We start from the raw sequence: 16,886 nt of genomic DNA, 5'->3' as shown, positions 1-16,886 counted from the left end.
GGCTACGAAAGATGCTTAGCAATACTGGCCTATAATAGCGCGCAATTTTTGTAAACCCTTTCCTTTGTTCGCAGTTTTCCAAGCGAGATAAACGCCGACTGATTCATGCTCAGCTGCCAGCTTAATTTCAACCAACGAGCCAGTGTTTAACAAGGGTTGAATGCGTTTTTTGGGTAAGTGAGCGATACCAATCCCAGCAACAATCGCTTGTATCTTATATTCAACTGAAGCCACATAGAAATGCCGACTTTGCTCAATGATATTACTTGACCACGGGATACTCGTCTTGGATGAATCATGGACTATCACGGTGCGATAATCTGCAATATCAGCATGACTAACCGGCGCCGTAAAACGGGTTAACTCATGCCCTTTTGGCACCACGAATACCTGCGCTACTTCATCTAACAGCTGTGTAGTTATGCCTTGCTGACTCGGCACTGGCGCGGGAGCGCCGATAAGTAAGTCACAACGGTCTTCAATTAATGACTCCCACGACCCATTCATCACTTCTTCACTCAGATCAATTTCAATATTCGGGTGTTCATTTAAAAACACAGCTAACGGCTCCAGCACTTGCTGCACGTCAAAAATAGAATCCACGGCAATGCGAATTTTAGGCTCCCAGCCATACGAGATAGTTTGCGTTTGCTCGGCAAGATGGCTCACCGCCCCGAGGATTTTTCGTCCTTCATCCAATAAGTGACGGCCAGCAGGTGTTAATACCGAGCGCCTGCCCTGGCGTACAAATAAGGTAACCGATAATTGTTCTTCTAGTTTTTGCACTATGTAAGAGAGTGCCGACGGTACTTTATTCAGTTGCTCCGCTGCAGCGGCAAAACTGCCTCGGTTATCAATCGCATCGAGCACTAGCAATGCTTCAATCGTTATCGGTAATTTGTACATTTATCCTCTCCCACAATTGTTCAAATATTTTGAACATATTAAACGAATTTTAGCGGTTATTCCAAAACTGTTAAACAAATACAATAGCTACACATTCAAAAATACTTAAACAAACACAAGAGAGCACAACATGAACACAGCAACTATCAAACGAGTTTTAACCTCTGACCACAACTTTTCAGCATTACCTCTGCGTTTAATCGTCGGTATTATTTTCGCTGCACACGGCAGCCAAAAACTATTTGGCTGGTTTGGTGGTTATGGCTTAACAGGCACGGGGCAATGGATGGAATCAATCGGTCTTGCACCCGGCTATTTAATGGCGCTGATGGCGGGTAGTGCTGAATTTTTTGGTGGCATTCTGCTTATTCTCGGTTTACTAACAAGACCAACAGCATTAGCACTTGCAGTAACGATGATTGTGGCTATTTTTAGTACCCATATCAACAACGGTTTGTTTATGAGTAACAATGGTTATGAGTTTGCGCTGTCTTTGCTGGCTATCACCCTCGCATTGGTATTCCAAGGCAGTGGCCGCTTAGCTATCGATAATGTCATCGTCAACAAATTAACTGATTAATTTCGTAATCAAATAACACCTAATTGGAGCATGATAATGGGATTAATCGTCAACGGTAAATGGCTTGATCAATGGTACGACACGAAAAACAGTGACGGCAAGTTTGAACGCCAAGATAGCCGCTTTAGAGATACTATTTCGAACCAGAGTAATAGCCGTTATCCGGTAGAGTCAGGCCGCTATCATTTGTATGTGTCACTAGCGTGTCCTTGGGCGCATCGCACTTTAATTTTTAGACAATTAAAGCAGCTCGAAGATATTATTTCAGTCAGTGTGGTGAAACCTGAAATGTTAAGTAATGGCTGGGAATTTGATAGCAATACGCAAGGTGATGGCAGTAAGGATTACAGTGATTCACTTTATCAACAAGATTATATGTACCAGCTTTACCTGCAAGCGGCGCCGGACTATCAAGGCCGAGTGACCGTACCGGTATTGTGGGATAAAAAGACCCAAAGTATCGTCAACAATGAATCGAGTGAAATTATTCGTATTTTTAATACCGCGTTTAACGAGCTGACCGGTAACTATGATGACTATTATCCAGATAATTTAAAGTCGGAAATAGAGAGCATGAACGAGCGCATTTATCACACCATCAACAATGGGGTATACCGCGCCGGATTTGCCACAACACAAGCCGCTTACGACCAAGCATTTGACGAACTGTTTGCCAGTTTAGATTGGCTTGAAATGCAGCTAAGCGAGCGCCGTTATTTACTTGGTGAAGCTCTGACAGAAGCAGATTGGCGATTGTTTACCACCTTAGTGCGCTTTGATGCCGTTTATCATGGTCACTTTAAATGTAACCGTAATAAATTAAGTGAATTTCACCATATCAGCAACTATGTTCGTGAACTGTTTCAGTTTCAAGGCATTGCCAGTACGGTTGATTTGGAATATACCAAAATTCATTATTACGCCAGTCATGACAGCATTAATCCGACCTTGATTGTGCCGCGTGGTCCACAACAAAATTTCATGCAGCCACATGATCGAGAACGATTAATCCGAACGCCATAGTGGCAAACGCGACAAAAGCACGGTGGCATCAGCATAGAGAGTAAAGTTATGATAAAACACTATCCGTTTCAACAAATTGGCAAGGCAAACCACGGTTGGCTCAAGGCTAATCACCACTTTAGCTTTGCTAATTACTACAACCCGAGAAGAATGGGCTTCGGTACGCTAAGAGTGATAAATGACGATTGCATTGCGGCGGGAACAGGCTTTCCGGCTCATCCGCATCGCAACATGGAAATCATTAGCTTCATTCGTTCGGGTGCGATCACCCATAAAGACAGTCAGGGCAATAAAGGCGTAACCCGAGCTGGCGAAGTGCAAGTGATGAGTGCGGGCTCTGGGATCACCCATTCTGAATATAACTTAACCAAAGAGCCATTAACCCTCTATCAAATTTGGATCGAGCCCAACAAGCACAATATAACTCCAAGGTGGGACAGCAAGTTATTGCCAAAAAATACCAATGACAACGCGCTCCCCTTATTAGTGTCAGGCTATCGAGATGAGCAAGACAACGCCCTATTCATCAATCAAGATGCGCGAATATTCGGGGGTAAGGTAAAAAAAGGCGCGCAATTTACGCATAGCATAACCCATCAAGCTTATGTTTTAGCATCCACAGGTGAGTTTGAGATAACCGCGAATCAACAAACGGTTCGGATGAACAAAGGCGATGGCGCAGAAGTGACTAAACAACAAGAAATGATGATAACAGCATTATCTGATGCCGAGATAATCGTTATTGACGCATGCTAACTGAACATAACCTCTGGTATCGTAAAGTGCCAGAGGTTTTCAGAGGATATTACTTGTTCCACACCAATAAAAAGTTATTCGCTGGCATCGGTATTTTAGCCACCAGCACCATCCCTTTCGCCCATGATTCTAACTGTTGAATATCACAAATGCCGCCAAACCCTCTCTGCTGCAAGGATTCGTCAAACTCTCGGTCATTATCACAGCTGTAGTCACCATTGACTATCATCGGGCCATACTGACAAAACACCCCACCGCTTGGCAGATTATTGGCGACCATCGCCATCATTGCTTGTGCTTCATGCGGTTGCATAATATGTGTGGTGTTGGCAGTGAATACCGCATCGACTTCTATGCATGGCCAAACATCCTGACCTACCGTAAACTCAATTGGATGGGCAATGTTGTCTGAACCAAACTCTGCAATCCAGGCGCTAACACTGGCATGATTTTCCGGCATATCACTGGTGTGCCAGTTAAGGTGCGGCATTTGCGGGGCAAAAAATACGGCGTGCTGCCCTGTTCCCGAACCAATTTCTAGCACCACCTGACTATGTTTAAAATAAATGGCGAGTTGATCGAAGATAGGCTGCTTATTTCTTTCACAAGACGGACTAAAACGCTTTGGCATCATTATTTCACTGACTAAATCACAAGTTTGTACAGTTTTCATTAATTACCGCTGTATTGCAAGGAAATGGACCTCGGCACTGTCCCACCGCACTGTCCCATGGCGTTATTCAAGCTTACGATGGGGAGATCCCGAAACTTAAACGCCTGAGTTTATAACCCTTGATTCATCGCAATAGTTGTACAGTTGCACCTGATTTCTTCCGGAACCTTTGGCATGATAAAGTGCAGTGTCGGCATACTTAATCCACTTATCTTGTGACAAATTATCGAAGGAAGCGCATACACCAATGCTAACGGTAACCATGTGATTTAAAATCATCTGTTTTGCCACTACTATCCCTAACAACATATCAGCAACATGCAGCGCACCATCACTATTGGTATCGTGTAGTAATAATATGAACTCCTCGCCACCGACTCTGAATAATAAGTCTCCCTCGCGGCTGTACTCATTTATAATATTCACTAAGTGCTTTATCACTTCGTCACCGACATTATGTCCAAATGAATCATTGACGTATTTAAAGTGATCAATATCAATCATTAAGATTGCAGAATTGATGTTATTGCGTTTTTTTTGCACAAGGCAATTCTCTAAATTGACCGACAATTGCCTTCTATTGTAGGCACCAGTCATCGGGTCCCGTATTGACTCTTCAACGAGACGTTGTTTTAGTTTATTTACATGCATTAATATTGCGAAGGATATTAATACTGTGACCAAATAAGAGACTGAAACCCTCGCCGCTTCTTCTATTGCCATGCCTAAAAAACTGAATCCACTGACAAGCCCCATAATGATGACGTTAAATACAATCGCAGATTTAATGGTCAGTATAAAGATCAATGAAATAGATATCGGGTACACCCAATAAATAGCTTCAACCCCCAAGTGATGAATGGTCAAAAATATAGACACGATCAGCAAAGTAACCACGATATTAGCCTGCATTGTTATGGCCGTTCCGCGATGAAGAGCTCGTACAACAAAACCAGCCGCAACAACAAAAGATACGAGTGAAAATGCCAGAAGGTTGTAGCCTAAATAATAGTTTTTAACGGCAAGGGGAATAATTAAACCAGAAGAAACAAACAGGATCGCATACAGCGATTTTCTGTTGCCTATAATTAATGAGATAGATTCTTTTCCATGTTTAGCCAATGATAGCTTAGGCTTATTGGTTACTTCCATTTGCAATATCTCTATTTCGATGAGCCTTGTTGGAAAGCATAATTATAGGCGAGAAATGTATGATGATAAGTATTGTTTAAAAATAGCCATAATGCGCCACGGTTTTCTAAAATTCACCTTCATTTGACGAATTAACCTAAAAAAATAGCCTTTAACACTAAAAGTGCTAAAGGCTATCTCTCACCCGCCATCACTGATTAAATTACTGATGCTCGAACAGTAAAACACGGCATTCATAGGGTCTAAGTTTAACTAAACACGCCACGTCATCGGTTAATAACCCTGGGTAATTCCCAAGAATATATTTGCCTTTTGCAACCGCTAACTCTGCTGGCAGTGCATATTCTACAGACTCAGCATAATAGTTATTAATACAGATAAGTGTTTGCTGGTCACTGCGACGTCGGTAACAAAATAATTGCGCATGTTCCGGGGCTAAATCAGTATAATCTCCAGTCGTGATCACCGCGACTTCTTTACGCAGTGCGATTAAACGCTGGTAATAATAAAACACTGAGTTTTCATCTTTGAGCGCTTGCTCGACATTGACGTCGGGGTAATTTTCCGCAACCTGCAACCATGGCGTACCATTGGTAAAACCAGCATGCTTCTCGCTATTCCATTGGATAGGTGTGCGTGAATTATCACGTGATTTCTGGGCAAGAATAGCCAACACATCTTGTTCACTTTTACCCTGTTGATGGCGCATAATATCGTACATATTAATGCTTTCAAGATCACGGTATTGCTCAATTGACGTATAACCAGGATTGGTCATGCCAATCTCTTCACCTTGATAAACATAAGGCGTACCCTGCATCATATGCAGAGAGGTGGCGAGCATTTTAGCGGACTCCACACGATATTCCTGATCGTTACCTAACCGAGTCACGATACGTGGCTGATCATGGTTACACCAGAACAGCGCTGACCAGCCTTTACCGGACATGCCCTGCTGCCAATGATTAAAAATTGATTTCAGCTGTAAAAAATCAAACGGGGTTTCAGTCCATTTTTCACCATTTTGATAATCGATTTTTAAATGATGGAAATTAAACACCATAGATAACTCTTTGCCATCAAGTGACGAATACTGCTGGCACTCTTCGAGTGAAGTCGAAGACATTTCTCCAACCGTTACCGAGCCGTACTGATTAAATACCGCATCACTGATCTCTTGCAGATATTCATGCACACGAGGTCCATCGGTATAAAAACGGCGGCCGTCGCCCTGATAATCATTTTGGTAATCTTGCTGCTTTGAGATTAAGTTAATCACATCAAGACGGAAACCATCTACGCCTTTTTCAGCCCAAAAGCTGATAATATCTTTTACTTCGTCGCGAACTTTGGGGTTTTCCCAATTCAAATCAGCTTGCTCTTTAGCAAACAGATGCAGGTAATATTGATTGGTTTTTTCATCAAGTGCCCAGGCATTGCCACCAAACTTTGACTGCCAATTAGTCGGAGCTTGCGCATTAATCGGATCTTTCCAAATATAATAATCTCGATATTCACTGTCTTTATTACCCAAAGCAGATTTGAACCATTGGTGCGCTGTTGAGGTATGGTTAACGACGATATCAAGGATAATGCGCATGCCTTTTTGATGCGCTATTTCCAACAACAAATCAAAATCAGCCATGCAACCAAAATCAGGATTGATCGTGTAATAATCAGAAATATCATAACCATTATCAATCATCGGTGATTGATAAATAGGGGTAAGCCAAATAGCATCAATACCTAAGGTTTTAAGGTAATCAAGTTTAGAAATGATACCTTTAATATCCCCGATGCCTTTATCTGCACTATCACAAAAACTTTTCGGGTAAATCTGATAAATAGTCGCCGTACGCCACCAGTCTTTCTGTATTTGATTCATATAGGTTAACTCTTCGCTCTCTCCAATTATTAATAAACGTTGAGTAACACTGGTTACTCAACCGGTAACGTCTTTTATTGATAGATAGTAATTAGTGACTTACAGAACCGACCTCAGCTTCAATTAACTCCGCGTCCTCAAGATCGCCATTTTTTTGAGCGCGGTTATAAAGAATAACGGTTAATACGATCGGTACAACGATAGCAGCTAACATCGCCAGTGCATACACAGCCCAATATTGTGGCTGAATCGATAAAATACCAGGTAACCCGCCAACACCAATACCATTAGACATCACCCCCGCCATTCCACAAATACCAGCCGCAACTGCAGAACCAATCATTGCGCATAACATTGGAAATTTATATTTTAAGTTAATGCCGTACATCGCGGGTTCGGTTACACCTAAATAGGCCGATATGGCTGCAGGTACTGAGATTTCGCGTTCATTATGTTTTTTACTGATCCAGATAATACCGACAACAGCAGAAGCTTGGGCAATATTAGATAAGGCGATGATGGGCCAGATTGGCGTGCCACCCATATCTTGCATTAACTGTAAATCAACCGCATTGGTGGTGTGGTGAATACCGGTAATAACCAATGGCGCATAAAAGAAACCAAAGAGCATCGAACCTAAAATGGCAAAATCCCCCGTCATTGCAGCTCTAGCAACGTAACCAACGCCATTACCAATTTCACGTCCGATTGGACCAATAATAGCATGGGCTAAAACAACGGTAACCAGCAGTGAAATAAATGGCACTATCACTAAATACAAATAGGCCGGAATGATTTTTTTCAGGTTGGTTTCAATCATAGCCAATACTACGCCGGCCAAGATAGCGGGAATAACTTGTGCTTGATAACCCACTTTTTCCATCACGAAGAAACCAAAGTCCCAAACATCTGGCGTTCCCGAACCAATACCGTAAGCATTCATCAACTGTGGCGAAACCAATGTAATACCCAGTACGATACCGAGAATCGGTGTGCCACCTAATTTTTTCACCGTTGCCCAACAAACACCAACAGGTAAGAAGTGGAAAATCGCTTCACCAAGTAACCACAGGAAAGAGTGAACGCCGGCCCAGAACTGGCTAATTTCCACTAAGGTTTTGCCATCGAACATGCGGATATCACCGATCACGTTGCGGAAACCGAGGATCAAACCACCAGTGATAATTGCGGGTAACAGTGGCACAAAAATTTCAGCCATATGCGAAATACCGCGTTCAAGCAGGTTCATATTTTGTCTTGCGGCCAATTTTGTCGCTTCTTTATCGGCCGCTTTACTGCCTGTTATCTTAGTTAATATTTTATAAACTTCATCAACTTCAATTCCAATAACAACCTGAAACTGACCGGCATTGGTAAAACAGCCTTTAACCATAGCAATCTTTTCAATTTCTTTGACGCTGGCTAACTCAGGGTTTACTAAAGCGAAACGTAGGCGTGTTAAACAATGGCTGACACTGGCTATATTCCCTTTGCCTCCGATAAGTGCAATCAAGCGCTCAACTTGTTTTTGATCAATTTTACTCATTTCATTACCTTTCCGTTGTTCGATTTAAGTAAATGGGAGCATTCCCGATGACAAAAAGCATAACGTAAACCCTATCAAGGGTAAATGGGAGCGCTCCCATTTTGAGGTGGCAATCACAAAGTAATATCAATCAGCCATTGCTAAATGTTAGCACCCAAGTGTAAATGCAACTGAATTTAGCTAATAAGTGAGAGCGGCTTCCTGGGTTAAATGGGTCACTTCACGCTCTCCCCGCAGCTGTTTGATCAGCAAATTAGCCGAGGTCTTACCCACCGCATAATAACCAGGATCAATACTGAATGTATTAGGAAAAATAAAAGCTAACAGTTCTGTAGCACCGACACCAGACACTAATACATCATTACGTTCGAGTACCTGAAGCCGTTTCGCAACGCCCATCGCTAACGTATCACTGGCACAAACAATGGCCTGAGTTTCAGGCGTCAGTACCCTATCCGTGAGCTCATAAGCGCTTTTATAACTCAGCTGCCCAGTTTGAAAATTAACGTCTATATTAGCTGATTTACAACAATCCAAATAAGCATTAAGACGCATTAACCCCGTCGTTTTATCCTTTACATCAACACCAATATAACTAATATGTTGTTTTCCTTGATCTTGAATGTGCGCCATTGCCTTGGCAATAATGCCATAATTATCATAACCAACAGATGAAACACAGTTATTATCAACGGCAATAACAACCGCTCTATGTGCTAACTTTTCGACTGCAGATAAATCACAGCCAGTAAAACCAAATAAGATCACACCATCAACGTCTCTTTTTTTCAGTACCGCTAAATGCTCATTGGTTTTTTCGACGTTAAACTGACCTTCCATGATCACCGCATCATAACCAGCGGCATAGATCACTTCTAAAATACCACTTACCACTCTGTTTTCAGACGCAGAATCGAGACGGGATAAGATAATACCGATAACCTTAGCACTCCCCCCTCCGAGCACCTGTGCCGACTTAGATGGCACAAACCCAGACTCTTGAATCACCAGTTCCACTTTTTCTCTGGTACTATCCTTTACTTTCGGATCATTCGTTAATACACGGGAAACGGTCGATTTTCCAACTCCAGCTAGCTTTGCGATATCAAGAATCGTGAGTTTTTTAGTCATAAATTTATTCGCCTAAAGGATGCTTGTTTATTATTTAATAGACTCTAACTCTTGACGAAGATAGACGCTTGCCCCCAATAACCCAGGGTTATCATGCATGATTAAAAAGGTTGGAATCGCGGTTAGATAATCTTTAAAACGTCCCTTCTCTTCAAAGTAACGTCTGAATTCACTCGATTGGAATAAATCAGCAAAGCGCGGCACAATACCACCAGCGATATAAACCCCCCCCGTGCAAGCGAGATTTAACGCGAGGTTGCCAGCAAACCCGCCCATCACTTGACAGAAAACGTCCAGACTCCTGCGGGCGATATCACAACTGCCATCTAATGCTGCTTTAGATACATTTTTAGGCTGGTCAAATTTGACCTCTTGCGCAGATAAGGTACAAAGACTTTGGTATAAGTTAACCAGGCCTTGGCCAGACAAAATACGCTCAGCAGAAACGTGACCAAATTGCTTTTGTAATAAGAATAAAATATCAGCCTGTTCACGAGTATTAACGGTAAAGCTGACATGCCCACCTTCACCATCTAAACTGACCCATTTACCCGCCGTTTTAACGATGTGTGAAACCCCAAGTCCCGTACCGGGACCAAATACCGCGGTTACCGCATCAGCCTGGCCTTCACCACCACCGACTTGTATTTTGTCTTCTGGAGCAAGAAACGGCACCGCTAACGAAATTGCCGTGTAGTCATTAATGACATATAACGACTCTAATTTTAATTTATCTTTAAGTGCTTGTTTAGAAAACTCCCAACTTAAATTAGTCATCACCACATGATCATTTTCAACTGGACAAGCAATACCAATACACAGGTGTTTTACTTCACCCTGCAATACTGCACAGTATTGAATAAGTGCAGCTTCAAGTGTTGCAAACTCTGCACAAGCAAATTCATTTAATTGACTCAATACCCCAGTTTCAAGGTCACAAACAGCAAGGCGGATATTCGTACCGCCAACATCAGCAACAACAGATAACATTTTTTTTCCTTAAATAATTGATAGTTACACCGAATGGAACCGATCCCAGTAATAATTGTAACATAAACATTAGGCAGAACTGAGTTATAGCTTGGGCTTTATAGAACCCTCTAGCCTTTTATGCCACTGCGCGATGCTTTCTTCGGGGTATTCGACAAAACACTTGTCATTTTGCTTGGCGTCAACCTCTACCCAGCTTGCCTTGCTATTAAGCATAATATGGCTGCGCTCTGGTGGTATTGGCAACTCGCTGTCGATTGCTGACGCAAACGGATAAATGAACTCCGGCCATCTTGGATCATAAACCCAGAGTACACTGGCGCAGTGTTTACAAAAAATACGTTCGCCAAGGCTTGGTTTACCATTTATTTTGGCATTGTAGATACTGGTATTTTCTTTCCCGTCTATTTTTAATGTATCAGACATTGCACTTATATTTATCGCATAGCCACCACCACCGGCAGTCTTACGACACACCGAGCAATAGCATCGATTAAACGGATATGGATAAGGATATTCAGCGGTAAATTTGACTGCGCCACAATGGCATGAACCTTCTAGTAACATAATATTTCCACTTGGTTGTTTAAGTTTAAGTTTAAGTTTAAGCTAACGCTAATAGGTGTATTATTTTAGTCTAACATCTATTGTAACGGTACTAACTCATAGGGCTCACAACTCTAGCAAACTTTGCGGTTCATGTTTATGGCGACTTTATCTACCCTTGATCAGGTTGCACTCGCGCCTGTTAAGCGTGGCACAGGACGGTCATTAATCGGTAAGTGGATCAGCGCAGCACAAAATGCCATGGCAACGGTTAACCACCAAATTGGATCGTAAGAACCGTAATAGTCATACATTAACCCGCCAACCCAAGCACCTAAAAAGCACCCTACCTGATGGGTAAAAAACACCAGTCCATACAAAGTTGACATATACCGAGCCCCAAATATCTGGCGGACTAAACCAGAGGTCAGTGGCACTGTGCCTAACCAGCAAAAACCAATCGCAGCACCAAAAATAGACGCCGTATCCACAGTAACAGGCAATACCACAAACCCGCCAATCACCACTGAGCGGAATAAATACAAGGATGTCATGACATAACGTTTGTCGAACTTATCCCCCATCACGCCCCAGAAGTAAGAGCCAAATATATTGAAAATACCAACATAGGCTAACGCCATTGCAGCTGTCGCCACAGGAAGGCCTTTATCTGCGAGGTAACTAGGCAGATGGGTTGCAATAAACATGACATGAAAACCACAAACAAAGAAACCGGCGTGGATAAGCCAATAACCACGATGACTAAACGCTTCTTTTAACGCCTCCCTTAAACTTTGAGAATCATCAATGGCGGTATTTGTCGCAGCGGCAGTCTGGTTATTCTTTATAAAAGCAGCAAACGCAATGATCAAGCAGCACAGTAACGCAAAAACTTGCAATGCGCTCTGCCAACCAAAATTACTCAATAGTGATTGTGCACCCGGTATCACGGCAAACATGCCAAATGAGCCTGCCGCCGTTGTTAGTCCAAACGCTTTTGCAGTGTGCTCAGCTGGCACAACACGCGCCACAGCGCCAAGAATAATAACGTAACTTGTCGCACTTAATCCAAATCCAACCAGCGTACCGAGGGTAAGATATAACCAGCTTGGATCGGTGGTGAGTGAGGTCAGATATAGGCCTGCGGCATAAGCTACAGCGCCTAACATAATGATGCGCCGAGAACCCCAGCGATCAGATGCCATGCCAACAAAAGGCTGGAACACACCAAAGAGTAGATTTTGTAGTGCGATGGTAAAACTAAAAAATTCCCGCCCGGTATTAAAAGTATCTGAAATTGGCTGCATGAAGATACCAAACGACTGTCTGATGCCTAAACTAACAATTAATATTGCTATGCCTGCCCAAACTAAAAGAGGAAAACGAAAAATACTCATTAATGATGTTCCATGTGTTCGTGTTTAAGTGAATTTTGCTGGTGACAACCACCGCTTGTTGCATGTTTAGCTAATGCATCCATTAATGGTTGGCATTGCTGCACGCCATACAGGGTAAGTATGAGTAGCAACACCATACGTATTAGTTGTGCAAAAAGTGACTGTGAAAACATTGATGTTTCCTATCGCAGTAGAATGAGCGTGGATAGTAAAGAAAGGTAATACATGAAACAAATGAATAAAAATCACAAGATATATGCATAAAACGCAACTATAAATTTGCATTCTACAATAAGTGTTGGCGGTCTCTTTTATTGTTGGCCATAATGAGCCTCTTTTTAGTTATACTGTGGATGTAGATATGGATCTTGAAGAAGTCTATCGCCGAGACTTAAACCTATTGGTCGCGTTGAAAGTGTTGATAGAAGAAGGCAGTGTTAGCCGCAGTGCAACAAGGCTTAACTTAAGCCAATCAGCGATGAGTCGCGTATTAGGCCGGTTGAGGACCCTACTCAATGATCCCCTCTTTATTCGTCAGGGCCAACACCTGCAACCGACACAACGCGCGATAGAGATAAGTAACGCAGTCAATGAGCCGTTAGAATCACTGCGCAGTTTATTGTCGCCGACCAGTTTCGATCCAAAACAATGCCAGCAGCATTTTGCTATCGCCACCACCGATTATGCCATGCAGACGATTTTACCCTATGCATTACCGCGCATTTATGAAGAAGCACCAAATATTTCGCTGGAGTTTCCCCCGCTTCAGCAAGGCCAGATGCTTGAGCAATTAACGGCTGAAGGTTGCGATATGGCGATCTGTCGTCCGACTCATAGTATTGAGCCATTAGTGCACGAAAAACTGGGGTTAGTCAGTGTTTTTTGCATGTTATCGAGATCCCACCCACTGGCAGACAAAGAGCTGACCTTAGCTGATTATCTTGCTTATCCGCATGCATTGATTGCCATTAGTGATGGCGTTAAAGCGCTGATTGATACTGCGCTAAGTGGCCATCAACAACCTCAAACTGTGTTAAGGGCTTATCATTTAGAAGCGGCGTTAGCCATAGTCGATAAGATGCCACTGATCATCACAGTGCCTGCTGATTTAGCTTATTTAGTGGCAGAAAAGCATAACCTGATTGTGAAACCTTTGCCCTTTGAGTTTAAGCCTTTTGAATATTCACTTATCTGGCACCCTCGCTGTGAACACTCAGCGGCGCAGATATGGCTACGTAATTTATTAAAAGAGCAATGTGGTCGATTAATCGACAAACGCGTACAAGATATGGGATTGGTATAGGAGCTAAGGCTTCGGTATGTTTTCCAGGTATTCTAACCACTGACCTTGTGCTTTTTGTTGAGCAAATATCTTTTCCATCTGTTCGTTGAGCATTTCAGGTCCTGATGGTAATTTTGATTTTGCAATAATATCACTAATTATTGCTCTTTCATCGCCATGGTAACTATCCAGATGTGCTTCAAGTGTCGTATAAACGATATTGTGCTCTTGCGCGATTGAGGCCAACGCCCACTTTGCTGTTGCAGCGGTCATAAACACCATAAAGTCTTCCCGATTATTATAATTTGTCGACGCTGCTATAATGTTTGTCAAATATTTAGGCTTGCCTGTCGCAAAGAATGCCCCTAAAAGCATATCGTTGTCGGTCGGATGTTGCGGATAATATGTCGCTAAATCGAGTGGTTCACCTTCGATCATGTCCTGGGTTATCGGTTCCCAATTGCTGGCTATGCTTGTCCTTATTTTTTCTACATACTTCTTGGCCTCAGGACTATTTGACAGCCACAAGGCACCAATAAAAAGCTGTTTAGCGCTAGGCAATAAACTATCAATTTCCTGTATCCAGCCCAATAGTCTATCTGGATTGGCACGGAACACTTCACTGTAAAACCCGGAGGTGGGCCCTAGCATGCTTGCAACCGTCGCCGCTTCATCATGATCTATATATGCCATCGACGACGAAACTAAGGAAACATCCTTGGTTCTGTAATAGTTTTCGATAAAGTAATTATATGCTTCATTGTTATCGATGGCAGAAACGTCTGAAAGTGCGTCTTGTGAGCGGATACTAGACGTAGCCGTAAGCATTACGTCAGCCGTTGTGAATATTCGCCAAGCAATTATTACCGCAAGCAATAATATCGCCACTATGCCACATATCCACCAGAGCATTTTAGCCTCCTAACTCGCTTATAATTTAGACTTGCGTAGAAGTAGTTTGTTAACGAACTGCAAATCAAAAACATTAAATGAATGTATTAACAGTTTGATTATAGTAGAAATTAAATATTATACGTGGCGAGATTTATAGTTAAACTGACAGGAAGATCTATAAATAAATGGTGGAAGCATGGAACCTATATATATCAATACATTAGTTTTATACAAACATCACTGACGATGAAATGTATGGAGAATTGCGGTGACGCGATTTTAATGAAATGAACAAGCAAGCTTTGCGGCATAAACGTGTTAGTTGAATAATGTGAAATTTTTCATTTAGTTATCCACAAAAGTAGTGGATAACTAAATCTGACGCTGTAGAGGCACGCTAGGTGCACAGCCTATTCACGTTATATAGCCTGTTAGTAATGCGAAAGCTAAGCGACTTTAAACTGCGCCATTGTGGTTTGAAGCCCAACGGACAATTGACTTATCTCTATACAAGCTTGCGCTGTGTGCTGTGAACCAGTGGAAACTTCGGTGGATGATAGATTAATGTTAGTGACATTTCGATTTAGATCTTCAGTGACTGAATTTTGTTCACTGCATGCACTGGCAATCTGAGTATTCATACTGGCAATTTTTCCGATAGCACACTCTATTGCTGATATTTTTTCACCCGTTTGTTGACTTTGGGTGACACAATTTCGGATCATCTCGCAACTTTGTTTTGTGGCAACACCGGCTTTACTTGCTTGTAATTGTAGATTTTCAATAATTTCAACTATCTCATTAGTAGAGCTTTGAGTTCGTCCTGCCAGTGTACGAACTTCGTCTGCAACGACAGCAAAACCACGCCCTTGTTCACCAGCTCGCGCCGCTTCAATCGCAGCATTTAAGGCAAGTAGATTGGTTTGATCCGCAATGCCACGAATAACGTCTACAACCATGCCAATGCTAGTACTATTTTCTTCTAATTTATTGACCATGTTTCCGGCATCTTCGATTACCTCGGATACTTGCTGGATAGAAACAATGCTGCGCTGAATGTCTTGGCTACCAAGTTCAGCATCTTTTGTAGCTTCTGTTGCAGAAGAGGATGCATCTTCGGTATTGCGTGCTACTTCATTTACTGTCATTTGCATTTGATGCATAGCGGTAGCAATAAGCGTTATTTCATTTTGCTGTTGCGACATGCCTTGTGATGATTGTTCTGAAATGGCACTCACTTCTTCAATTGCTGAACTCAATTGGACGACTGAAACATTGATGTTCTCGACCAAACTGCATAAGTTAGTTTGCATATCAATACAAGAGTCTGCTAGCTGGCCTAATTCATCATTACCAATTTTGTCACGTTGCATTTGATACGCAAGATTACCTGACGAAATCTCTTTTGCCAGTTTCATCACTTCTATCATTGGATTACATATTTTTTTCGTTAGAAATATATCCATTAATATCATAAATATAGCTGTGGCGGCGATACCGAAATAAGTGAAGTTTGTTGAGGCGTTGACTCGTTCAAGGGTTGCGTTTCTATCTATTTTAATAAAATTAGAATTAACTTTAGCCAGTTTTTCAAGATTTTCTGTGAATAATTCATACTCGCCAAAGGTATCTGCAATAAGTCTAGTGGCAGCCTTACCTTCTGACTGGATCATTAACTGACCGTAGCTAGCTTGAGATTGTTGTAATCTTTTCCATGCTTGTGCAACTTGCTTAAATACCTGAGTCTCTTCTCCTGAAAATAGCGAGGCTTCATAATCAGCTAGAAGCTTGTCGATGTTGGCTGTCATTCGATCACCGTCGCGCACCCATTGTTGTATATCTGCTTCAGAAGCGCCTGAATCCATCTGCGCAATATTTGCCCATTGATCCACCCGAATTTTAGCTGCTTCTAACTCTATTTCGTTAACTAGTGAAACACTCGGTACAGTTAAGTCTGCGAACTCTATAAAGTTATCACGAACATGTTGTAATTCTGATACTAAAAATAAGCCTAAGCCTATAATCGCGCAAGCTATCATGCTAAATACTAGCGCTAATTTTTTACCAATCGGTAAGTTATTATAATTCATTAAATCGAGTCCTAATTATTATATTTATTTAATCC

At 42.1% G+C, this 16,886-nt stretch carries 16 protein-coding genes; 4 read left to right on the top strand and 12 right to left on the bottom strand.

From position 1 onward, the window contains the following. Nucleotides 1-15 precede the first annotated feature (15 nt). Complete coding sequence (locus QNK26_RS13770; RefSeq protein ID WP_319223909.1) at nucleotides 16-906, bottom strand: LysR substrate-binding domain-containing protein; 891 nt, start codon at nucleotides 904-906, stop codon at nucleotides 16-18. Nucleotides 907-1,036: 130 nt separating this feature from the next. Between QNK26_RS13770 and QNK26_RS13765 the strand changes: the two genes are divergently transcribed. The 3 genes from QNK26_RS13765 to QNK26_RS13755 are packed head-to-tail and all read left to right on the top strand — an operon-like array spanning nucleotide 1,037 to nucleotide 3,265. Continuing rightward, a complete protein-coding gene (locus QNK26_RS13765) occupies nucleotides 1,037-1,486 on the top strand; it encodes a DoxX family protein (protein WP_319223906.1) in 450 nt (149 codons plus the stop codon). A gap of 36 nt (nucleotides 1,487-1,522) precedes the next feature. Next, the gene (locus tag QNK26_RS13760) at nucleotides 1,523-2,509 is read left to right on the top strand and encodes a glutathione S-transferase family protein (protein WP_319223903.1); all 987 of its coding nucleotides are present in this window, start codon (nucleotides 1,523-1,525) and stop codon (nucleotides 2,507-2,509) included. A gap of 48 nt (nucleotides 2,510-2,557) precedes the next feature. After that, nucleotides 2,558-3,265, top strand: a complete 708-nt coding sequence (locus QNK26_RS13755) for a pirin family protein (protein ID WP_319223901.1) — start codon at nucleotides 2,558-2,560, stop codon at nucleotides 3,263-3,265. A gap of 49 nt (nucleotides 3,266-3,314) precedes the next feature. On the opposite strand, the gene QNK26_RS13750 is transcribed toward QNK26_RS13755, so the two are convergent. The 9 genes from QNK26_RS13750 to QNK26_RS13710 all read right to left on the bottom strand — a co-directional run bounded on the left by QNK26_RS13750 (nucleotide 3,315) and on the right by QNK26_RS13710 (nucleotide 12,758). Then, complete coding sequence (locus QNK26_RS13750; RefSeq protein WP_319223900.1) at nucleotides 3,315-3,938, bottom strand: DUF938 domain-containing protein; 624 nt, start codon at nucleotides 3,936-3,938, stop codon at nucleotides 3,315-3,317. 96 nt (nucleotides 3,939-4,034) lie between these two features. After that, on the bottom strand, nucleotides 4,035-5,090 hold the full coding sequence (locus tag QNK26_RS13745; protein ID WP_319223897.1) for a GGDEF domain-containing protein: 1,056 nt from the start codon (nucleotides 5,088-5,090) through the stop codon (nucleotides 4,035-4,037). A 202-nt stretch (nucleotides 5,091-5,292) separates the two neighbouring features. Continuing rightward, nucleotides 5,293-6,975 carry an alpha,alpha-phosphotrehalase gene (gene treC / locus QNK26_RS13740; protein WP_319223895.1) on the bottom strand — a complete coding sequence of 561 codons (1,683 nt, stop codon included), beginning with the start codon at nucleotides 6,973-6,975 and terminating at the stop codon, nucleotides 5,293-5,295. A 91-nt stretch (nucleotides 6,976-7,066) separates the two neighbouring features. Continuing rightward, nucleotides 7,067-8,521, bottom strand: coding sequence for a PTS trehalose transporter subunit IIBC (treB, locus tag QNK26_RS13735; RefSeq protein ID WP_319223894.1), 1,455 nt, complete (start codon nucleotides 8,519-8,521; stop codon nucleotides 7,067-7,069). A gap of 180 nt (nucleotides 8,522-8,701) precedes the next feature. Beyond that, nucleotides 8,702-9,652 (bottom strand): trehalose operon repressor TreR, encoded by a 951-nt coding sequence (gene treR, locus QNK26_RS13730; RefSeq protein WP_319223892.1) that lies wholly within the window; start codon nucleotides 9,650-9,652, stop codon nucleotides 8,702-8,704. 30 nt (nucleotides 9,653-9,682) lie between these two features. Next, entirely contained in the window at nucleotides 9,683-10,642 is a 960-nt protein-coding gene (locus QNK26_RS13725; protein ID WP_319223890.1) for a glucokinase, read from the bottom strand. A gap of 84 nt (nucleotides 10,643-10,726) precedes the next feature. Further along, nucleotides 10,727-11,209 (bottom strand): GFA family protein, encoded by a 483-nt coding sequence (locus QNK26_RS13720; RefSeq protein WP_319223887.1) that lies wholly within the window; start codon nucleotides 11,207-11,209, stop codon nucleotides 10,727-10,729. Between the two features lie 161 nt (nucleotides 11,210-11,370). Continuing rightward, a complete protein-coding gene (locus tag QNK26_RS13715) occupies nucleotides 11,371-12,585 on the bottom strand; it encodes an MFS transporter (RefSeq protein ID WP_319223885.1) in 1,215 nt (404 codons plus the stop codon). Next, nucleotides 12,585-12,758 (bottom strand): hypothetical protein, encoded by a 174-nt coding sequence (locus tag QNK26_RS13710; RefSeq protein WP_319223884.1) that lies wholly within the window; start codon nucleotides 12,756-12,758, stop codon nucleotides 12,585-12,587. The genes QNK26_RS13715 and QNK26_RS13710 overlap by 1 nt, the downstream gene beginning before the upstream one ends. Before the next feature lie 188 nt (nucleotides 12,759-12,946). Between QNK26_RS13710 and QNK26_RS13705 the strand changes: the two genes are divergently transcribed. Beyond that, on the top strand, nucleotides 12,947-13,888 hold the full coding sequence (locus tag QNK26_RS13705; RefSeq protein ID WP_319223882.1) for a LysR family transcriptional regulator: 942 nt from the start codon (nucleotides 12,947-12,949) through the stop codon (nucleotides 13,886-13,888). A gap of 3 nt (nucleotides 13,889-13,891) precedes the next feature. On the opposite strand, the gene QNK26_RS13700 is transcribed toward QNK26_RS13705, so the two are convergent. Together QNK26_RS13700 and QNK26_RS13695 are read right to left on the bottom strand one after the other, a co-directional pair. Further along, nucleotides 13,892-14,779, bottom strand: a complete 888-nt coding sequence (locus QNK26_RS13700) for a hypothetical protein (RefSeq protein ID WP_319223880.1) — start codon at nucleotides 14,777-14,779, stop codon at nucleotides 13,892-13,894. Nucleotides 14,780-15,207: 428 nt separating this feature from the next. Then, nucleotides 15,208-16,851: a methyl-accepting chemotaxis protein gene (locus QNK26_RS13695; RefSeq protein ID WP_319223878.1), complete on the bottom strand. Its 1,644-nt coding sequence runs from the start codon at nucleotides 16,849-16,851 to the stop codon at nucleotides 15,208-15,210. Between the last annotated feature and the right edge of the window lie 35 nt (nucleotides 16,852-16,886).

The sequence above is a fragment of the Moritella sp. genome (genome assembly GCF_033791185.1).
GTDB lineage: Bacteria > Pseudomonadota > Gammaproteobacteria > Enterobacterales > Moritellaceae > Moritella.
This window is presented reverse-complemented; position numbering and strand designations above follow the sequence as displayed.